Source organism: Gordonia sp. DT30, from assembly GCF_049844915.1.
GTDB lineage: Bacteria > Actinomycetota > Actinomycetes > Mycobacteriales > Mycobacteriaceae > Gordonia.
This window is the reverse complement of record NZ_JBNCLY010000004.1, coordinates 66,450-86,755: the sequence shown is the minus strand read 5'-3', so window position 1 is coordinate 86,755 and position 20,306 is coordinate 66,450. Positions and strand designations below refer to the sequence as shown.

Genomic DNA, 20,306 nt, shown 5'->3' with positions numbered 1-20,306 from the left:
ACTACCCGACGGGTGGTTCGTCGACCCACCAGCCGCGCACCATGCCGGGTGGGCGCCCGGGCTCGAGGTAGTGCTCGGTGCCGAATGCGAAGCCGAAGGCCTGCACCGGCAGCGACATCAGCTGCCGGACGTCGCTCTGGCTGCCGTGACACGCCAGCGCCTGCCGTTTGGCCACCACATCGTCGCCGAGATCGACGGCCCAGTGCAGTTCGGACTCGGGTGTGCCGATCGGATTCCCGTCGTCTCCGTGTGCGTCCGGGTCGTACCCATCCATGCCCATCTCGGTGGCGAGGACGAACAGCTGCCGCATCAGATCGCGGTTCATCGACACCTCGAGGTATCGAGGTCGTCGGGCGGCGAGGTCCACCGCGGCCAGCGTGGTGCGGTGCAGCATGACGTGGTCGGGATGCCCGTAACCACCGTGCCAGTCGTAGCCGATGACGGCATCGGCGTCCTCCTCGTCGAGCAGGTCGGCCAGGCGGCGTGCGGCCTCGCCGACGTCCGCGCGTGAGAAGACGCCGTCGGTGTCGTTCTGCGCCCAGCCGGTCATCCCGGAGTCGGCGTATCCGAGCCACGCGACCCGAGCCGTGCCGGTGATGGCCGCCGATGCCTCGGCCTCGCCGCGTCGTCGGCTCGCCACGGTCTCGCCGGGTGCCAGATCGTCCGGCACGTCCCCGGGATCCCCGTCGGTGCAGTAGACGACGACCACCCGGTGGCCCTCGCGGGCGGCGCGGATCATGGTGCCTGCGGTCGCGGTGCCCTCGTCGTCGGGATGGGCATGGACGAAGACGATGGTGCTCACGGGTAGATCATGTCACCTGTGCTGTCCGCGGCCGATCGGGACCGGACGCGAGGGTGCATCCCAGGCCGATCAGGACGAGCACTGCGACATACACCGCGACACCGACCCAGCCGTACGCCGAGAACACCAGGCCGCCAAGGGCTCCCACCACCGAGCTGCCCAGGTAGTAGTGGAACAGGTACAGCGACGACGCCTCGGCGCGATGCTCGGTGGCCCGCGCCGACACCCAGCCGCTGGCCACCGAGTGTGCCCCGAAGAAGCCGGCGGTGAAGGCGAACATACCCACCAGAATCGACCAGAGTTGGTCGGGCACGGTCATTCCCAGGCCCGCGAGCATGATCACGACCGAGGTGCTCAGCACCACGGGACGGCCGACACGGTCGGAAAGCCGGCCGGCGAGCGCCGACGATGCGGTACCCGCGAGGTACATGAAGAAGACCGAGGCGACCACGGCCTCGCTGAGATCGAACGGGTCGCGCAGCAATCGGTACGTGATGTAGTTGTAGACGGTGACGAACCCGCCCATCAGCACGAAGCCGGTGAGGAACAGCGGCAGCAGGCGCCGATCACGCAGGTGCGCCAACAGGTTTCGGGTGGTGATGGCCGGCGAGACGCGTCGGGGGACATGGAACCGCGATGCCGGGACCGTCCGCCAGAAGACGAGCGCGAAGCCCAGCGACACCAGGCAGGCTATCTCCAGGGCCCACTGCCACGACATGACATCGACGGCGAATCCGGGGATCAGCCGGCCGACGAGTCCGCCGATCGTCGTGCCCGCCACATACCGTCCCATCGCGGTGCCGAGCGAACGGCCCTCGACCTCCTCGGCCAGGTAGGCCATCGCGACGGCGGGCACCCCGGCGCACAGCACACCCTGCAGTGCGCGGCCGGCAAGGAGGATCTCGATCGTCGGCGACCACGGCAGCGCGATGCCGATGGCCGATGCCGCCGTCGCCGAGATGACCATGATCCGCACCCGCCCGAAGCGTTCGGAGAGGACGCTGGCCGGGATGATCGCGACCGCGAGCAACCCGGTGGTCAGCGATACCGCGAGCGCCGAGGTGGTCGGTGACGTGCCGAAATGCTGCGAGATCTGCGGGAGCAGCGCCTGCACGTAGTAGAGCGCCATGAACGTCGTCATGCCCGCCGCAAAGAGGGCGAGCGTGGTCCTCCGATACCCGGCCGAGCCCAGGGCGTAGCGCGCCGGGGCGGGCGCAGGCAGGGCGGTGGGATCGGCGGAGGTCACTCGTCCAGGTTCCTGCTCCGTCCGGCGAAGGCAAAATGAATGATTGTGTGCGGGGCGATTCAGAAATGAATAAGTGCAGTTAGGGTTGCAGCGTGCAGGAAGAGATTGAGTGGTTTGTCACGGTCGCGGAGACGGCGAGCCTCACCGAGGCCGCGGCGCGGCTGCACGTCTCGCAGCCGACGCTGTCTCGGTTCGTGGCTCGCCTCGAACGCGATCTCGGTGTTGCGCTCTTCGACCGCCACGGTCGGCGATTGGTGCTCAATCCCTTCGGGCAGGTGTACCTCGAGCGGGCGCGGCGAGCCCGGGCACAACTCGACGCCGCCCGCCACCAGATCGACGAAATGCGCCGCCCGGCCCGCGGCGTTGTGCGGCTGGCATTTCTGCATTCGTTCGGGCTCGCGCTCGTACCGGATCTGATCCGGGGGTTCCGGGAGGAGAATCCCGGTGCAGGTTTCACGCTCGCCCAGGATTCGGTCGCCACCGTCCTCGATCATGTCGAGAAGGGCGCCGCCGATCTCGCGCTCGTCGCACCCCGGCCGATGCGGACCGACATGGCGTGGCAGCCGATCACACAGCAGGATCTCGCGCTCGTCGTCGGCCGCGGTCACCGGTTCGCCGGGCGGCCCAGCATCGGGCTGGCCGAGGCCGCCGACGAGGAATTCATCGTGATGCAACGGGGATTCGGTATGCGCCGCATCTTCGATGAACTCTGTGCGGCCGCCGAGATCACCCCGACCGTCACGTTCGAGTCGACGGAATTGGCGACCATCACCGGACTGGTGGGCGCGGGCCTGGGCGTCGGCGTCGTTCCCCTCGACGACGCCACCCGGCGTACCGACGTCTCCTTCGTCCCGCTGGCCGGCGAGAGTCGGGAGATCGGACTGACGTGGTTCCGGTCGCGACCGCTTTCCGATGCGGCGCAACGATTCCGGGCGTTCGTGGTCGAGTACGCCGCCCGGCGGTGAGGGTTGCCGACTTCGGGCCCGCGCTACCACATCGCACCGACAGAAACGTGCACCCGCCGAAGCCGCGAAACATGTTGTCCACAAGTAGTATTCGATACACGGATGCCGCAGATCTGGGTGCCGTTGTCGGCGCATGCGGGTAAGATGGAGACATCGCATCGATCGCCAAGGGGGGCACCATGATCGCCGACGACACCATCGAAAGCACCGATACCGCAGCCATTCTGGCCGGCATTGTCGACCAGCTCACCGAACTCCGTACGAACCCGGATGTGACCGGGCCGCAAGCACACGCCGCACTGCAACAGATCCTGCTGATCCGCAACCTCGCCGACCATCACGCAACCACGTTCACCGGTGAACTCGACCGCCTCAACGTCGCCGACGGCCACGGCCGCCGGTTGCGGGAACTACTGACCGTGATGGGGTGCGCACCCGCCGTCGCCGCCCGGTTCGTGCGGATCGGCACCGCCACCGACATCGACCCACTGCTACGCCACGCCGCCGACGGTTCCATCTCGTCCGAACACGCCGACGCGATCGTGCGCGGCCTGTCGCACATCGACTCCCGATCTGCTGAGCCCGTGGCCCCCGACATGCGGTCGGCGCAACTGATGTCACTGATGTCGTGGTCGTCGGCAGGGATGACGCCGGCCCAGATCGCCGATCACGCCCGAATGATCGCCAACGAACTCGCCGCCGACACCGACTACGGTAAACCGGCGGCCGAAGACAAGTCGATCAACGAACTCGGCTACCACAAAACCGATGATGGCCGTCTCGATGTGCGCGCCAACCTGGATGCTGTCGCCGGGGAGAAACTCCACAGCCTCGTCGAATCACTATCCGCGCCGAAACCCCAACCCGACGGCTCGCACGATCCGCGGTCGGTCGACCGCCGACGTGCTGATGCTCTCGAATCCATCTTGGAGCTCGCCGGAGAAGGTCTCGCCGACGAGACGGTGTCGTGCAAACCCACCGGCGGGGTCCTGTTGACGATTCCTGCCGATGCCCCGAAACTGTCCGCACTCGAGTTCATGGGCTCGGTGACACCTGCGACGGCGAAGACGTTGGGTTGCGATGCCGCGGTCACCGTCGTCATCGTCGACGGCGAACAGGTGCCGCTGAACGTCGGACGGGAGAAGCGGCTGTTCACGCCGTCGCAGCGGAAAGCGTTGCTGCTCAGGGATAAGTGCTGCGTGAAGTGTGGTGCGCCCGCGTCACGCACCCAGGCGCACCACCTCGTGTCGTGGGCTGATGGTGGGGCTACCGACCTCGACAACGGTTGCTTGCTGTGCACGGCCTGTCACCACGATGTCCATGACCGGGCCGGCGCCGGGAGCGCAGCGAGCGGGCCGAATGATCACTGGGATGTGGTGATGGGATTCGATCGACATCCGTGGCTGATCCCGCCCGCCGCCGTCGATCCCCGACGACGACCACTACCGGCCTACAACCGACGCACCCTACGTCTCGACGACGCTGCCTGAAACCGGCTACCTAGAACCGGCCGCCTGAACAGGCGTGCCCGCAACGACTTTCTGACCCTGCACCCGGCTTGCCGGGACCGCAATTGTTGTTTGAGAACTTCATAGCGCGCCGGCCCACGACTCGGGATCTTTCACCCCAGCGCAGCGGCGACGTCGGCGGTGTCGAGCATCACGCGTTCACCGATCACCTTGCCGTCGTCGTCGAAGTCGACGATCGCGACCATCTCGAGGGCGATGGTGTTGCCGGTGGCCGGCATCCCCGCATAGGGGCCGTCGTGGGTGCCGTCGAACCGAACCAGCATGGCGCCGGTGTGCCCGTCCTGGCCGAGTGGGGTGATGGTCGTGCGTAGATCGCTGAATGCACCGAAGAGCGACTCTTCTCGTCGCCGGAGTGCCTCCAGCCCATTCTGCGGACCGGTCAACGGTGAGAGGTAGTCGGCGGGCTCGGCCCACAGTGCGACCACGGCGGTGGGGTTGTGCTCGTTGACCGCGGCGGTCGCAGCGGCGGCGAAATCGTGGATGTACATGGTGTCTCCTGCTTTCTCGAGGGTGAAACCTGGCATGCGGATCGGCTGCGCGGACCGGCGGCTACCCGGCCGTCGGGCGCACGGACCGCTCGGCGGCGCCGATGGCGACGCGTGCGGGTAGTCGGGGGCTGATCATGGCGACAGCGGCGTTGGAGATTCCGTCGACGACGCTGGGGCGATGGCGATGTAGGGCGCGCAGTGCGGTGTCGACGACGTCGCCGGGACTGCGGCGTCGGCCCACCGACGCCGCCTCGCCCGCAATGTCGAAGAACTCCGTGTCGGTGGCGCCCGGACACACCGCGATGACTCGCACCCCGGTCGCCTTGGTCTCCGCCCACAGTGCGCGGGTGAACGACAGAACGAACGCCTTGGTCGCGCCGTAGACCGCCATGTGCGGGATCGCTTGAAACGCGGCGGTACTCGCGATGTTGATCACGGTGCCCTGGCGCCGGGCGGTCATTGCGGGCAGGAACAGCGTCGTGAGCTCGGCCAACGCCGTCACATTGAGCTGGATCTGCGCGACGACGTCGGCGGCACGCGCGGCGACGAGATCGCCGTGAGCGCCGACTCCCGCATTGTTGACCAGGATGTCGACTTCGAGGCCGGCTGCGACGACCTCGTCGTGGAGCTGCGTGCCGGCGCCGGGGATCGCGAGGTCGCAGGGGATCACGTGCACCTGCGAGTCATGGCGCGTCTGGAGCTCGGTGGCCAGTTCGGCGAGGACGGGCGCCCGGCGGGCGACGAGGACCAACCGCGCGCCGTGGGCGGCCGCCCGCTGCGCGAAGGCTCGTCCGATGCCCGATGACGCCCCGGTGATCAGCACCGTCTTGCCTGTGAAGAGTTCGGTGGCGTACACGCTCATGATGCTCCCTAAGTTATTTAAACCGACCAGACGGTATGTTACTGGTATCTTGATCGATGAGACACCGAAGCGCAAGGAGGGATCGAGAATGAGTGACCGTTCAGGGCGTGCGGTGGGACGTCCGCTCGGACCGACGGCCAAGGGGGCCGGCACCCGCAAACGCATCATCGAGTCGGCGGCGACGGTCTTCGCTCAGATGGGGTACGACAAGGCACGGATGACCACGCTCGTCGACGCCACCGGCCTCACCAAAGGTGCGGTCTACTTCCACTTCGACAGCAAAGAGGCTCTGGCGCTTGCGGTTCTGGAGACCAAGCATGCGGAATGGCTCGCCGACGTCAACGCGCGGCTGGCCGGCCTACCCGAGGGGCGACGTCGTCTGGAGGGACTCCTGCCGACGATGCTCGCGATTCACGACGACGATCGTTCGGTGTGGGCGGTGTCGAAGCTGAGCCGTAGCCTGGCAGATCTGGAATCGGACAATCCGATGCGCAGGCACATCGCCCGATTGAGTCAGACGTGGGTCGAGATGGTCGCCGACGTCATCCGGCGGGCGCAGGAACTACGCGAGGTGCGCGGGGACATCGATCCGGTCGGTGCGGCGGTCGCACTGGTGGGTGCGTTCGACGGAGTGAAGGCGATTCACGACACCCTCACCGAGGGTGGGGAGGAACCCTTCGCCTCGGGTGCGTCGGCTCTGGGTTCGATGATCCTCACCGGGCTGATGACACCGGATCGGTGATCGGTGGCCAATGGTGACGTGGCACCACCGGCCTCGACATAGACTTTCGTCCATGTCTCGGCAGTGCCGCCTCCCGGGCTCGTCGTCGTGAGCCAATGGTTCACGCGTACCGTCGTCGATCCGGGCCGATTGCCGCTGTTTCTGTTCCTGGTCGCATTCATCCTGACTTTCCTGTTCATCCGGCTCAGCGTGCGCCTGATCCGGGCCGAGGTCAGCTGGTGGCCGGGAAACGTCGCGCCGGGCGGAATGCATCTGCATCACGAGTTCTTCGGGGTGATCATGATGCTGCTGTCCGGCTTCGGTCTGGTGTCGCTCTCCCGGTTCGACACCCCGATCGCCGACTGCGTCCTCGCCGCCGTCTTCGGCATCGGTTGCGCGCTGGTGCTCGACGAGTTCGCGCTCATCTTGCATCTGCGAGATGTCTACTGGGAGAAGGAAGGTCGTGCGTCGGTCGACGCGGTCTTCGTCGCCATCGCGATCGGCGTGCTGTTCCTGCTGGGCCTGCGGCCGCTGGGTTTGTCCGACGCGACCTCCGAGATCACGCAAGGCTCCGACCTGCAGACCCGGATTGCGGCCGGGGTGATCGTCGCAATCAACGTCGCGCTCGCGCTGATCACCCTGATCAAGGGCAAACTGTGGACCGGACTCATCGGCATGTTCGTCCCGATCCTCCTGCTGTTCGGCGCCTTTCGCGTCGCGCGCCCGCGATCGCCGTGGGCGCGCTGGTTCTATCGGCGTGCAGAGGGCAAGCTGGACAAGGCGATCCGACGGGAGATTCGCTACCGGGAACCGCTCATCCGCTGGAAGATCGTCGTGCAGGAGGCGCTCGCCGGGCGGTTCGGGGTGCCCGACCTGCCGCCCGCGCTCCCGATGACGCCGACTCCGCTTGCGCCGAAGGCCGCCGCACCGAACGCGATCGCCACCGCCATCCGGTGGCGCCGGACGTGCCGCGAACTGCGGGTGGTGCCGACGTGGCGGCTGCCGGTGATCCTGGTGGTACTCGCGGTCATCGCGGCGATCCTGTGCATCACCCTCGACGAATCCCTCGGCCTGCAAGTGGATTCGGGAACGCTGGCCACCGTGCTCGGTGTGATCGCCGGTGCGATGGCGACCCTGACCGGTCTGGTGTTCACCGCTGTCACCCTGGCCATGCAGTTCGGGGCGTCGCAGATCTCGGTGCGGGTGATCCCGCGTCTGCAGCGCGAGCCGGTGATGCGATGGTCGATCGGATTCTTCTTGGCCACCTTCGTGTTCAGTGTGATGGTGGCGATGGACCTGGCCCTCGCCGAACCCGACGACACCACACCGGGGGTGTCGACCGCGATCGCGGCACTGCTGACGGTGGTGTCCGCGTTCCTGTTCATCGCCCTGGTGGCGAAGGTGGGTGCAATCCTCAACTCGGCGCAGCTGATGCGCTGGATCGCCGCCGACGGCCGCGCCGCCATCCGCAGACAGTATCCCGCCGACCCCGACGACCGGCCAGACGATCTGCCCGACGGCCTGCCCGACGGCCTGGCGCCGGAAGCGGACCCGCCGATCACCGTGGAGCCGAACGCGATACCGCGCAAGATCATTCACCTCAAGGAGACCGCAACGCGTGGCCGGGTCCTGCTGGCGGTCAACGTGGCGCGGCTACAGCGTCAGGCGGTTGGCGCCGGGGTGCGGTTCGAATTGCTCGTCGCCGTCGGTGATCATGTGCCGCATGACATCGGCGTGATCGCGGTGGTCGGGGATCGCCGCGACGAGATCGCCGACCACAAGGTGTTGCGGTGTCTGCTCTTCGGCGACACCCACCAGCCGTCGGTGAGCCCCGCCGCCGCGCTGCAGTCGATCTCCGATATCGCACTCAAGGCGATATCGAGTGCCGGCAACGATCCGAGCACCGTCGTGCTGGCGCTCGATCACACCGAGGACCTGCTGACGATGCTGGCCCCGCGGGTGCGTGCCGCGCTGCGCTCGGAGCGCGCGACCCTGGTCGACGGCTATCGGCGGAGCTGGGCCGACTACGTGGCCGTCGGGACCGACGAGATCCGCAGGCACAGTCGCGGGCAGGCGCAGGTGCAGCGACGGCTGCGCGTCCTCTACGAGACGCTGATGAGTCGCTGTTCGGCCGATCAGCAGATGCCGTTCCGGGAGCGCCTTGCTGCGTTGGACACCCAGATAGCGCACGAATGGCGGGTGCCGCTAGACCGGCGGCTGGCGTCCGCACCAGACCGCCAGGGCTATGGGTCGGAGCGGGGCACCGAGCGGGGCATGCAGCGGGATTCGCGGGATAGGTCCGAATAGTCCGAATACCGAAGCCGGCCCGTTCGGCGACGCCGCTCCGGTCGGCGGCGCCGATAGCGGTCATACGCTGCGACGTCGGCGTCGATGTGGTAGCCGGATTTCGGTACTGGGCACCCTGCGTGAGAAAATATCTGACAATGCTTAGCGAGCAGGGTGTTTCCTGCCTGGCAACGACTGCCGGGACCAGGTGTCAGCAACGGCGCTGACCTCGGGGACGCCACCGCCTGATCTCCGAAAAGTGCCAGGTCAGCCCATGGACGGGCCTTTCGGGACACGGTCGGCGGTGCGGTGTCCGAACAGACGTATACGGGTGAATCGGTGCGCAAGGTCGCGCGCAAAGTGAGGCAGATATGAAGCATGCTCCCGGTCCCACGGGCCTATATGACCCCATCCACGAGCACGACTCCTGTGGAGTCGCGTTCGTCGTCGACATGCACGGACGACGCAGCCGGGACATCGTGGACAAGGCGATCACCGCGCTGATCAATCTGGAGCATCGTGGTGCCGCGGGCGCCGAGCCGAACACCGGCGACGGTGCCGGGATCATGATCCAGGTTCCCGACCGCTTCTTGCGTGAGGTCGTCGACTTCGAGCTGCCGGCCGAAGGTGCCTACGCCACCGGCATCGCGTTCCTGCCGCAGGGTTCCAAGGACGCTGCCGAGGCGTGCGCGGGCGTCGAGAAGATCGTCGAGGCCGAGGGTCTGCGCATTCTCGGCTGGCGTGCGGTGCCGGTCAACGAGAACGGGCTCGGTGCACTCGCCCGCGACGCGATGCCGACGTTCCGTCAGCTGTTCATCGCGCTGCCCGAGGATGCCGACGATCCGGACGGCATGGTCCTCGAGCGCCGGGCGTTCGTGGTGCGCAAGCGCGTGCAGAACGAGCTCGGCACCAAGGGCGCCGGTGCGGACGGCCCGGGCCGCGAGACCGTGTACTTCCCGAGCCTGTCGGGCAAGACGTTCGTCTACAAGGGCATGCTGACGACCCCGCAGCTGCGCGAGTTCTACCTCGACCTGCAGGACTCACGGGTCGAGAGCGCGCTGGGACTGGTGCATTCGCGTTTCTCCACCAACACCTTCCCGTCGTGGCCGCTGGCCCATCCGTTCCGGCGGGTCGCCCACAACGGCGAGATCAACACCGTCACCGGTAACGAGAACTGGATGCGGGCCCGTGAGGCGCTCATCGATACGGAGTTGTTCGGCGAGAGTGGGGCCGATACCGGGAGTGTTTCCGAGAAGATCTTCCCGGTGTGCACCCCGGGTGCCTCCGACACCGCGCGCTTCGACGAGGTGCTCGAGATGCTGCACCTCGGCGGGCGCAGCCTGCCGCACGCGGTGCTGATGATGATCCCGGAGGCCTGGGAGCGGCACGAGTCGATGAAGCCCGAGCACCGGGCGTTCTACGAGTACCACGCCACCCTGATGGAGCCGTGGGACGGACCGGCGTCGGTCTGCTTCACCGACGGCACCGTGGTGGGTGCGGTGCTCGACCGCAATGGGTTGCGCCCCAGCCGGGTCTGGGTCACCAGGGACGGTCTGGTGGTGATGGCGTCGGAGGTCGGCGTCCTCGACATCGACCACTCCGAGGTGGTGCAGAAGCTGCGCCTGCAGCCCGGACGCATGTTCCTCGTCGACACCGCCGCCGGCCGGATCGTCGACGACGAGGAGATCAAGGATCAGCTCGCCGCCGAGTATCCGTACCAGGAGTGGCTCGACGCGGGCCTGGTGCACATCGACAATGTGAAGTCGCTGCCGCACGAGCACATGTCTCATCCGCGGGTCACGCTGCGGCAGTTGACCTTCGGCTACACCACCGAGGAACTCGATCTGCTCGTCGCGCCGATGGCCCGCACCGGGGCGGAGGCCATCGGGTCGATGGGCACCGACACCCCGATCGCGGTGCTCTCCGCGCGGCCGCGCATGCTCTTCGACTACTTCCAGCAGTTGTTCGCGCAGGTCACCAATCCGCCACTGGACGCCATCCGCGAGGAGATCGTCACCGCGATCGGCGGCACCATCGGCTCGGAGGCCGACCTGCTGCACCCGAGCGCGGCGGCCTGCCGCCAGATCGTGCTGCCCACACCGGTTCTCGACAACGATCACCTCGCCAAACTGGTCCGCGTCGATGACGACCCGAACCTGCCGGATTTCCGCAGCGCCCACATCCACGGCCTCTACCCGGTGGCGCAGGGCGGCGCCGGACTGCGCCAGGCACTCGACGACGTGCGCGCGCAGGTCACCGCCGCGATCGCCGACGGCGTGAACCTGATCATCCTGAGTGACCGGGAATCCGACGAGAACCTCGCCCCGATCCCGTCGTTGTTGCTGACCGCCGCGGTGCACCATCACCTGGTGCGCGAGCGCAATCGCACCCGCGTCGGCCTGGTCGTCGAGTCGGGCGACTGCCGCGAGGTCCACCACCTCGCCGCCCTGATCGGCTTCGGAGCGGCCGCGGTCAACCCGTACATGGCCTTCGAGTCCATCGAGGACATGGTCGAGCGGGGGGCGTTGGGCGACATCGACTTCGAGACCGCCCGCGCCAACTACATCAAGGCCGGGAGCAAGGGCGTGCTCAAGGTGATGAGCAAGATGGGTATCTCCACCCTCGCCTCCTACACCGGTGCGCAACTGTTCCAGGTGATCGGTATCGACCAGGACACCGTCGACGAATTCTTCACCGGCCTGCGCAGTCAGCTCGGCGGTATCGGACTCGACGAGATCGCCGCCGACGTCGCCGCGCGACATGCGCTGGCCTTCACCGACCGTCCCAGCGAGCGGGCGCACCGCGAACTCACGGTGGGCGGCGAATACCAGTGGCGCCGGGAGGGCGAGTACCACCTGTTCAACCCGGACACGGTGTTCAAGCTCCAGCACTCCACCCGCACCGGGCAGTACCAGGTGTTCAAGGAGTACACCAAGCTGGTCGACGATCAGGCGCGCAAACTGGCGACGCTGCGTGGGCTGTTCGACTTCAATTTCGGTGACCGCGACCCGATCCCGATCGACAAGGTCGAACCGGCGTCGAAGATCGTCAAACGGTTCTCGACCGGCGCGATGAGCTTCGGCTCGATTTCCGCCGAGGCCCACGAAACCCTCGCGATCGCGATGAACCGCCTCGGCGGACGCTCGAATTCCGGTGAGGGCGGCGAGGACACGCGCCGGTTCGATCCGGACGAGAACGGCGACTGGCGGCGCAGCGCGATCAAGCAGGTCGCATCCGGCCGGTTCGGTGTCACCTCGCACTACCTGAGCAACTGCACCGACATCCAGATCAAGATGGCCCAGGGCGCCAAGCCCGGTGAAGGCGGTCAGCTGCCGCCGCACAAGGTGTACCCGTGGATCGCCGAGGTGCGCGGCTCCACGCCGGGCGTCGGGCTGATCTCGCCGCCGCCGCACCACGACATCTATTCGATCGAGGACCTCGCACAGCTGATCCACGACCTGAAGAACGCGAATCCGCAGGCTCGGATTCACGTGAAACTCGTCAGCGAGATCGGGGTGGGCACCGTCGCCGCGGGTGTGTCCAAGGCCCACGCCGACGTGGTGCTGATCTCCGGTCACGACGGTGGCACCGGTGCCTCGCCGCTCACCTCGCTCAAACATGCGGGCGCGCCATGGGAGATCGGTCTGGCCGAAACCCAGCAGACGTTGCTGCTCAACGGTCTTCGCGACCGCATCTCGGTGCAGGTCGACGGTCAGCTCAAGACGGGCCGCGACGTGGTGGTCGCCGCTCTGCTCGGCGCCGAGGAATTCGGTTTCGCCACCGCACCATTGGTGGTGTCGGGCTGCATCATGATGCGCGTGTGTCACCTCGACACCTGCCCGGTGGGTGTGGCCACCCAGAATCCGCTGCTGCGTGAGCGTTTCACCGGCAAACCGGAGTTCGTCGAGAACTTCTTCATGTTCATCGCCGAGGAGGTGCGCGAACTCCTCGCGCGCCTGGGCTTCCGCACCCTGCGGGAGGCGGTCGGCCACGTCGAGGCCCTCGACACCGGAAAGGCGCTGTCGCACTGGAGTTCGGCCAAGGCCGGCAGGCTCGACCTGTCTTCGGTGCTCGCACAGCCCGAATCGCCGTTCATGAATCAGGACCTGTACTGCTCCGGCGTGCAGGATCATGGACTCGACAAGGCGCTCGATCAGCAGCTCATCGCGCAGAGCCGCGAGGCGATCGATCACGGTACCCGGGTGAGCTTCTCGTCGAAGATCACCAACGTGAACCGCACCGTCGGCACCATGCTCGGCCACGAGGTCACCAAGGCCTATGGCGCACACGGTCTTCCGGACGGCACGATCATGATCGACTTCACCGGATCGGCAGGCAACAGCTTCGGTGCGTTCGTGCCCAAGGGCATCACGTTGCGGCTCGAGGGCGACGCCAACGACTTCGTCGGCAAGGGCCTCTCCGGCGGCCGCATCGTGGTGCGCCCGGCGCGCAACGCCCCCGAAGGCTTTGTCGCCGAGCGCAACATCATCGCCGGCAACGTCATCGGCTTCGGCGCGACCGCGGGCAAGATCTTTTTGCGCGGCGTGGTGGGCGAGCGCTTCTGTGTGCGCAACTCCGGAGCCACCGCCGTTGTCGAGGGCGTCGGCGATCACGGCTGCGAGTACATGACCGGTGGCCGCGTGGTGGTGCTCGGGACGACCGGACGCAACTTCGCCGCGGGTATGTCCGGCGGGCTTGCCTTCGTGCACGACCCGGCGCAGAACTTCGCCGACAACCTGAACGGCGAACTCGTCGAACTCGAGCCGCTCGACGCCGACGACATCGAGTTTCTTGCCGGGATCATCACCGAGCACCGCGACGAGACCGAGTCGCCGGTCGCGGCAGCGCTGCTCGCCGACTGGGAGACCGCACAGACCCAGTTCGCCAAGGTGATGCCGCGTGACTACAAGCGGGTGCTCGCGGCGGCGACCGCCGCCGAGCGAGATGGACGAGACGTGAACGAAGCGATCATGGAGGCCGCACGTGGCTGATCCCAGAGGATTCCTCAAGCACACCGAGCGTGAACTGCCCGAGCGCCGGCCGGTCGACCTGCGCCTGATGGACTGGAAAGAGGTCTACACCGACTTCGATCACGGTGCCCTCGAGACCCAGGCCAGCCGATGCATGGACTGCGGTATCCCGTTCTGCCACAACGGTTGCCCGTTGGGGAACCTGATCCCGGAGTGGAACGACCTGGTCCACAAGGGTCGTTGGGACGACGGCATCGAACGGTTGCACGCCACCAACAACTTCCCGGAGTTCACCGGGCGGTTGTGTCCGGCGCCGTGCGAGGCGTCGTGTGTGCTCGGCATCAACCAGCCGGCGGTCACCATCAAGCAGGTCGAGGTCGAGCTGATCGACAACGCCTGGGAAACCGGTCTGGTGACGCCGGTGGTGCCGTCCGAGCACACCGGCAAGAGTATTGCCGTCGTCGGTTCGGGACCCGCGGGACTGGCTGCGGCGCAGCAGCTCACCCGCGCCGGACACACCGTCTACGTCTACGAGCGCGCCGACCGGATCGGTGGGCTGCTGCGGTACGGCATCCCCGAGTTCAAGATGGAGAAGCGCCACATCGATCGCCGTCTCGAGCAGATGAAGGCCGAGGGGACGGTGTTCCGTCCGGGCGTGAACGTCGGGGTCGACGTCACCGTCGCGCAGTTGCGTGAGGACTTCGACGCGGTGATCCTGGCGATGGGTTCGACGATCGGCCGTGACCTGCCGATCGGTGGCCGGGATCTCGACGGCATCCACCAGGCGATGGAGTTCCTGCCCCAGGCCAATCGGGTGCAGCTCGGTGACACCGTCGAGGGACAGATCACCGCGAAGGGCAAGAAGGTCGTCATCATCGGTGGCGGCGACACCGGCGCCGACTGCCTGGGCACGTCGCTGCGTCAGGGCGCCGAGATCGTGCACCAGTTCGAGATCATGCCGATGCCACCGCATGAGCGCGCCGAGTCGACCCCGTGGCCGACGTATCCGTTGATGTACCGCGTGTCATCGGCTCACGAAGAGGGTGGCGAGCGGATGTTCTCGGTCAACACCGAACAGTTCGTCGGCGAGAACGGCAAGGTCACCGCACTCAAGGCACACGAGGTCGTGATGCGCGAAGGCCGTTTCGAGAAGGTCGAGGGCAGCGATTTCGAGCTCGAATGCGACCTCGTCCTGCTGGCGATGGGCTTCGTCGGACCCGAGCGCGGCGATCTGCTCGACAAGCTCGGCGTCGAGTACGACCAACGCGGAAACATCAAGCGTGACGACGAGTTCCGTGCTTCCGGCCAGGAGAACGTCTTCGTCGCCGGGGACGCCGGCCGCGGACAGTCGCTGATCGTGTGGGCCATTGCCGAGGGTCGTTCGGCCGCTGCCGCCGCCGACAACTATCTGGCCGGCCGGTCGGATCTGCCCGCGCCGATCGTTCCCACGCAGGTCGCCCAGCGCTGAGGATCTCGTCTGGTCCGGGTTCTCGCAGCCGAGTGATCTTCGCCACGTTCTGATTCGACCCAGTTCAACGGGGTGCGAGTCGCTGCCGGTCAGGTAACGATTTGCATGCCAATATCGACGTACACGGGTGTGGTGGTGGTCGTCATGATTACCGCTACAGTAAAACGAAGTCGGTATCCGTTGTATTGATCAGGGAAGCGTCAGGTCATGAAGTTGGCTGATACATTCCATGGACCCCGTCGTCCCGCCAGGCTCGGTGCGCTCTCCATTCGTCGCACTCGGCGCCAGGCTCGTACGTTCCCGGCCGAGGCCGAACGGTTGATCACGGCCGCGGAGCTTCGCCGCCTCAACGGCTGATCGATTGCCGCCTCATTCGGCGGCGACACGCGCGGACCGCCCCGCGAATTCGACGACGTCGGCGACGTGTAACTGACGCCCGCGGCGGGTCTCCACCTCGCCGTTGACCGACACGAGTCCGTCGGAGATGACTTCCTTGGCCTCCGCGCCGGAGTCGATGAGGCCGGCCAGTTTCAAGAACTGGCCGAGCCGGATTGCCTGATCGTTGATCACCACGTCCCACACACCGGCCATCCTGCCCGAATGCAAGCGTTTCCGGCGAACCGAACCGCAGTCTAAGGTTGTGATTCATGGTGGTCGAGACGCGTGCTGAGCAGACCGCCGAGGCGAGGCGGCACCTACCGGCGAGACCGGACCCGAAGGCGGCCGAACGTCGATCGGCCGAGCTGCTCGATCAGATCCGGAGTCCGCGGGGATTCGGCCGCGGCGCACCGCGGATCGCCGGCACCGTCGTCGGCGTGCTGGCCGCGATCGCCTTGGCGTCCAGCGTTTTTCCGTTCTTCCGGCATTGGATCCATGTACCGCGTGACTACGTGGACAACTACATCGTCGCGTTGCCGGATACGAGTTTCGCGTGGGCCTATGTGCTCGCGATCCTGGCGATCGCACTCGCGGCCCGCAAACGGATCGCGTGGTGGATCTGCGTCATCCTGGTGCCATTGTTCCTGATCTCCAACGCATTGCTGTTCGTCCCGGCGATCGGCGCCGATCTGAATATCTCACGGACCGAGCGCATCAACATCGGCATCGGTCTGGCCATCGATGCGGCAATCCTGATCTTTCTGCTCCTGACCTACCGGCAGTTCTATACGCGGGTTCGTCGTGGCGCATTGCTGCGCGCGAACGGCGTGTTGATCGGCGGTCTGGCCGTCGCCACGCTGATCGGCTGGGGTCTGGTGGAGCTGGCCCCGGGCAGTCTGCAACATGGCGAACGACTGGCGTACGCGTTCAACCGCGTCGTCGCCTTCGCGACAATCGACCAGCGCACCTTCGACGGCCACACCCACCCGTGGATCAACGGATTGCTCGGGCTTCTCGGAGCGCTGGCGCTGATCGTCGCGGCACTCGTCCTGTTCCGGTCACAGCGACTGCAGTCGCTGATGACCGCAGAGGACGAACGGCTGATCCGGGCGCTGATCGACCGGTTCGGCGCCGACGACTCGCTGGCCTACTTCTCGACACGGCGCGACAAGGCGGTCGTGTTCTCCCTCGACGGACGTGCCGCGATCACCTATCGCGTGGAACTCGGTGTCGGCCTGGCCGGTGGCGACCCGATCGGCGACCCGGCGTCGTGGCCGGGGGCGATCGCGGAGTTCCTGACCCTCTGCGAGCGCTACGGCTGGCATCCGGCGGCCATGGGCGCCGGTCAGCGCGGCGCCGCCGCCTATGACGCCGCCGGATTCGGCACGCTCACCATCGGTGACGAGGCGATCATCCACACGGCCGAGTTCAGTCTCTCGGGATCGACGATGAAAAGTGTGCGGCAGGCCGTCACCCGTAACCGCCGCGCCGGCGTGACCGTGCGGGTGCGCCGCCACCGTGAACTGTCGGACGAAGAGATGGCGCAGGTGATCGCGCGCGCCGACGCGTGGCGTGACACCGACGAGGAACGCGGCTTCGCAATGGCGCTGTCGCGACTCGGCGATCCGGCCGACGGCGATTGCCTGCTGGTCGAGGCGATCCAGCACGGTGCCCACGGCACGGCCGGGGACGCGGAGGCCGGCGACGAGAAGGTTGTCGGCATGCTCTCGTTCGTCCCGTGGGGTCGACGCGGGATCTCGCTGGACGTCATGCGCCGCGACCGCAACGGCGTCAACGGCGTCGTCGAGACGATGGTCGCCGAGCTGTGCCGGCAATCCGCGCTGGTCGGCATCAGTGAGATCTCGTTGAACTTCGCGACGTTCCGCGCGTTCTTCGAACAGGGCAGTCAGATCGGGGCCGGACCGGTGACGCGGGCGACCTACTCGCTGCTCATGTTCGGCTCCAGGTTTCTGCAGATGGAGTCGCTCTACAAGTCCAACGCGAAATACCTGCCCGATTGGCAGCCACGCTTCTTGTGCTTCGAGGATGCCCGCATGCTGCCGCGCGCCGGGCTGGCCAGCGTCGTCACCGAGGGCTTTGTGCAGCTGCCGCGGCTGCGTCGCAAGGAACGCAATGCCGACGGCGGGTCGTCGGTGCCGGCCGGCATCGACGTCGACGAACTCATCGCCGAACTTGCGGCCGAAGCCGATCGGGAAGCCGTCACGGTGCATCGGCCCGAGCAGGTGCGGGTGCGCATGGCGAAGCTCGATCGCCTGGTCGCCGAAGGATTCGATCCGTATCCGCCCGCAGACGCCCCGACCCACACCGTCGCGCAGGCGCGGGAGGAGCCGGCGGGCACGCAGGTGACCATCGCCGGCCGGGTCACCCGGCTGCGCGACTTCGGCAAGGTGATCTTCGCCGACCTCCACGATTGGTCCGGCGAGGTCCAGCTGCTCGTCGAGAACTGCCGGATCATCCCGGGAACCCCGGATTTCGGTGATGACGTGGATCTCGGCGACCTGATCGAGGCGCGCGGCATCCTGGGGGAGAGCCGCTCGGGCGAACTGTCGGTGCTGATCGATGCGTGGCGGATCAACGGCAAGTGCCTGCGTCCACTGCCCGACAAGTGGGCCGGCCTCGCCGATCCGGAAGCCCGTGTGCGGCAACGCTATCTGGATCTCGCCACCAACGCGCGCAGTCGTGAGCTGCTGCGGACACGCAGCGTGGTGGTCAAGGCATTGCGCGACTTCCTCTCGGCGCGTGACTTCTTGGAGGTGGAGACGCCGATACTGCAGCAGGTACATGGCGGCGCCAACGCAACTCCGTTCCATACCCACATCAATGCCTACAACCTGGACCTGTATCTACGGATCGCCCCCGAGCTCTACCTCAAGCGGCTGTGCGTCGGCGGGGTGGAGAAGGTCTACGAGATCGGCCGCAACTTCCGCAACGAGGGCGTCGACTTCAGCCACAACCCGGAGTTCACCAGCCTGGAAGCATATGAGGCACACAGCGATTACCTGAAGATGCTGGACCTGACCCGGGAGATGATCCAGTTTGCCGCGACCGCCGCGCACGGTGAGCCGGTGATCTACCGGACCGACGGCGACGGCAACCCGGAGCGAATCGACATCTCCGGGGCGTGGCCGGTGAAGACGGTGCACGAGGTCGTCTCCGAGGGCGCGGGGGAGGAGATCACGCCCGAGACGAGCGCCGAAGACCTGCGACGGATCTGCGATCGCCTGGAGATCGCGCACCGGCCGGATTGGGATGCCGGCGCCCTCGTGCTGGAGCTGTATGAGCATCTCGGCGAGGACCGCACGACGTTCCCGACGTTCTACATCGACTTCCCGACGTCGACGTCGCCGCTGACCCGCGCGCACCGCAGCCGCGCGGGCGTCGCCGAACGGTGGGATCTCGTGGCGTGGGGGGTGGAGCTCGGCACCGCCTACACCGAGCTCACCGACCCGGTCGAACAGCGCAGACGGCTGACGGCGCAATCGATCCTGGCCGCCGACGGCGACGCGGAGGCGATGGAGCTCGACGAGGACTTCCTCGAGGCGCTCGAGTATGCGATGCCACCGACCGGCGGTCTCGGTATCGGCGTCGACCGCGTCGTCATGCTGATCACCGGGCAGTCGATCCGCGAGTCGCTGGCCTTCCCGCTGGTCAAGCCCGACGAGGGGTGATGACCGAGCCGGCCGGGCCCCGATCCGGAACGTCGGTGCCGGGTCGGTTCGTCGAGGTCGACGGCCGACGCATCCACGTCGTCGACGAGGGTGCGGGGCCGCCGGTGCTGCTGATGGCCGCATTGGGCAGCAACTGGTTCGATCTCGATCCGCTGGCCGCGCGGCTGGTGGCCCGCGGCCATCGCGTGGTCCGTTACGACCGGCCCGGCTACGGGATGTCCGAAGCGCCTCGGGCCCATCATGTTCCGTCGCTGGATGGTGAGATCGACCGGATGCTGGCCGTTCTCGACGCGGTGGGTGTCGCCGGATCGGTGATCCTCGTCGGGCATTCGCTGGCGTCGTTGTACGTCGAGGGATTCGCGCGAACCCGCCCTGACCGGACCGCCGGTGTGCTGATCCTCGACGGGTCGTATGTGCTGGTCCCGTGGCGCATTCTGCCCACCGGTGTCCGGGTGGGCAACGCGCACCGGGCGATCGGCCTGCTGCGGACGATCGGCCGGTGCAGCGGAATTCGCCCGGCGGATGGTGCCGCAGTGCGTGAGCGGGTGCTGCCGCGGCCTCCCGAGGGGTTCGACGAGTCCCAACGGCGCTGGGCCGGCAGGCTGTTCGGCGGACCGTCGATGCTGCTGGCGACGCTGACGGAGAACGCCGCCTTCCCCGCGATCAACGCAGCGCTCCGGCGGATGCGACATACACACCCGATGCCCGAGGTGCCGACCATCGTGCTGGCTGCGGTGTCGGGACCGGCTGTGTGGCAGCGCTATTGGTGCTGGAAGCAGCGGCGCTACGCCGCGGATCTCGGTGCGCAGTTCCGTACCGTGGCCGCCCGCCACTTCGTGGTGCTCGATCGACCCGACGAGGTGGCCGAGTTGGTGGGCGAGGTCGGCGGGCGGACATAGGTG

13 protein-coding genes are annotated in these 20,306 nt (G+C 67.1%); 8 read left to right on the top strand and 5 right to left on the bottom strand.

Annotated features, from left to right (window positions below; all coding sequences use genetic code 11):
* Nucleotide 1 precedes the first annotated feature (1 nt).
* Nucleotides 2–802, bottom strand: a complete 801-nt coding sequence (locus ACLQ3C_RS05690; protein WP_425704064.1) for a PIG-L deacetylase family protein — start codon at nucleotides 800–802, stop codon at nucleotides 2–4.
* Between the two features lie 7 nt (nucleotides 803–809).
* On the bottom strand, nucleotides 810–2,048 hold the full coding sequence (locus ACLQ3C_RS05685; protein WP_425704063.1) for an MFS transporter: 1,239 nt from the start codon (nucleotides 2,046–2,048) through the stop codon (nucleotides 810–812).
* 92 nt (nucleotides 2,049–2,140) lie between these two features.
* On the opposite strand from ACLQ3C_RS05685, the gene ACLQ3C_RS05680 reads away from it, so the two are divergent.
* Together ACLQ3C_RS05680 and ACLQ3C_RS05675 are read left to right on the top strand one after the other, a co-directional pair.
* A complete protein-coding gene (locus tag ACLQ3C_RS05680; protein ID WP_425704062.1) occupies nucleotides 2,141–3,013 on the top strand; it encodes a LysR family transcriptional regulator in 873 nt (290 codons plus the stop codon).
* Between the two features lie 179 nt (nucleotides 3,014–3,192).
* The gene (locus ACLQ3C_RS05675; RefSeq protein WP_425704061.1) at nucleotides 3,193–4,503 is read left to right on the top strand and encodes a DUF222 domain-containing protein; all 1,311 of its coding nucleotides are present in this window, start codon (nucleotides 3,193–3,195) and stop codon (nucleotides 4,501–4,503) included.
* 131 nt (nucleotides 4,504–4,634) lie between these two features.
* Here ACLQ3C_RS05675 and ACLQ3C_RS05670 read toward each other — a convergent pair whose 3' ends face one another.
* A complete protein-coding gene (locus tag ACLQ3C_RS05670) occupies nucleotides 4,635–5,030 on the bottom strand; it encodes an ester cyclase (RefSeq protein ID WP_425704060.1) in 396 nt (131 codons plus the stop codon).
* A 61-nt stretch (nucleotides 5,031–5,091) separates the two neighbouring features.
* The gene (locus tag ACLQ3C_RS05665; protein WP_425704059.1) at nucleotides 5,092–5,892 is read right to left on the bottom strand and encodes an SDR family NAD(P)-dependent oxidoreductase; all 801 of its coding nucleotides are present in this window, start codon (nucleotides 5,890–5,892) and stop codon (nucleotides 5,092–5,094) included.
* Between the two features lie 88 nt (nucleotides 5,893–5,980).
* Here ACLQ3C_RS05665 and ACLQ3C_RS05660 point away from each other — a divergent pair, with 88 nt between their 5' ends.
* The 4 genes from ACLQ3C_RS05660 (at nucleotide 5,981) to ACLQ3C_RS05645 (ending at nucleotide 15,337) form a co-directional block, all read left to right on the top strand.
* The gene (locus ACLQ3C_RS05660; RefSeq protein ID WP_425704058.1) at nucleotides 5,981–6,634 is read left to right on the top strand and encodes a TetR family transcriptional regulator; all 654 of its coding nucleotides are present in this window, start codon (nucleotides 5,981–5,983) and stop codon (nucleotides 6,632–6,634) included.
* Nucleotides 6,635–6,721: 87 nt separating this feature from the next.
* On the top strand, nucleotides 6,722–8,920 hold the full coding sequence (locus ACLQ3C_RS05655) for a DUF2254 domain-containing protein (protein ID WP_425704057.1): 2,199 nt from the start codon (nucleotides 6,722–6,724) through the stop codon (nucleotides 8,918–8,920).
* Between the two features lie 350 nt (nucleotides 8,921–9,270).
* The gene (gene gltB, locus ACLQ3C_RS05650; RefSeq protein WP_425704056.1) at nucleotides 9,271–13,890 is read left to right on the top strand and encodes a glutamate synthase large subunit; all 4,620 of its coding nucleotides are present in this window, start codon (nucleotides 9,271–9,273) and stop codon (nucleotides 13,888–13,890) included.
* The gene (locus ACLQ3C_RS05645; protein ID WP_425704055.1) at nucleotides 13,883–15,337 is read left to right on the top strand and encodes a glutamate synthase subunit beta; all 1,455 of its coding nucleotides are present in this window, start codon (nucleotides 13,883–13,885) and stop codon (nucleotides 15,335–15,337) included. Before gltB ends, ACLQ3C_RS05645 begins: the two co-directional genes overlap by 8 nt.
* Before the next feature lie 369 nt (nucleotides 15,338–15,706).
* On the opposite strand, the gene ACLQ3C_RS05640 is transcribed toward ACLQ3C_RS05645, so the two are convergent.
* Nucleotides 15,707–15,928: an RNA-binding S4 domain-containing protein gene (locus ACLQ3C_RS05640; RefSeq protein WP_425704054.1), complete on the bottom strand. Its 222-nt coding sequence runs from the start codon at nucleotides 15,926–15,928 to the stop codon at nucleotides 15,707–15,709.
* A gap of 56 nt (nucleotides 15,929–15,984) precedes the next feature.
* Between ACLQ3C_RS05640 and lysX the strand changes: the two genes are divergently transcribed.
* Entirely contained in the window at nucleotides 15,985–19,404 is a 3,420-nt protein-coding gene (lysX, locus tag ACLQ3C_RS05635; protein ID WP_425704053.1) for a bifunctional lysylphosphatidylglycerol synthetase/lysine--tRNA ligase LysX, read from the top strand.
* Entirely contained in the window at nucleotides 19,404–20,303 is a 900-nt protein-coding gene (locus ACLQ3C_RS05630; protein WP_425704052.1) for an alpha/beta fold hydrolase, read from the top strand. The genes lysX and ACLQ3C_RS05630 overlap by 1 nt, the downstream gene beginning before the upstream one ends.
* Nucleotides 20,304–20,306 lie beyond the last annotated feature (3 nt).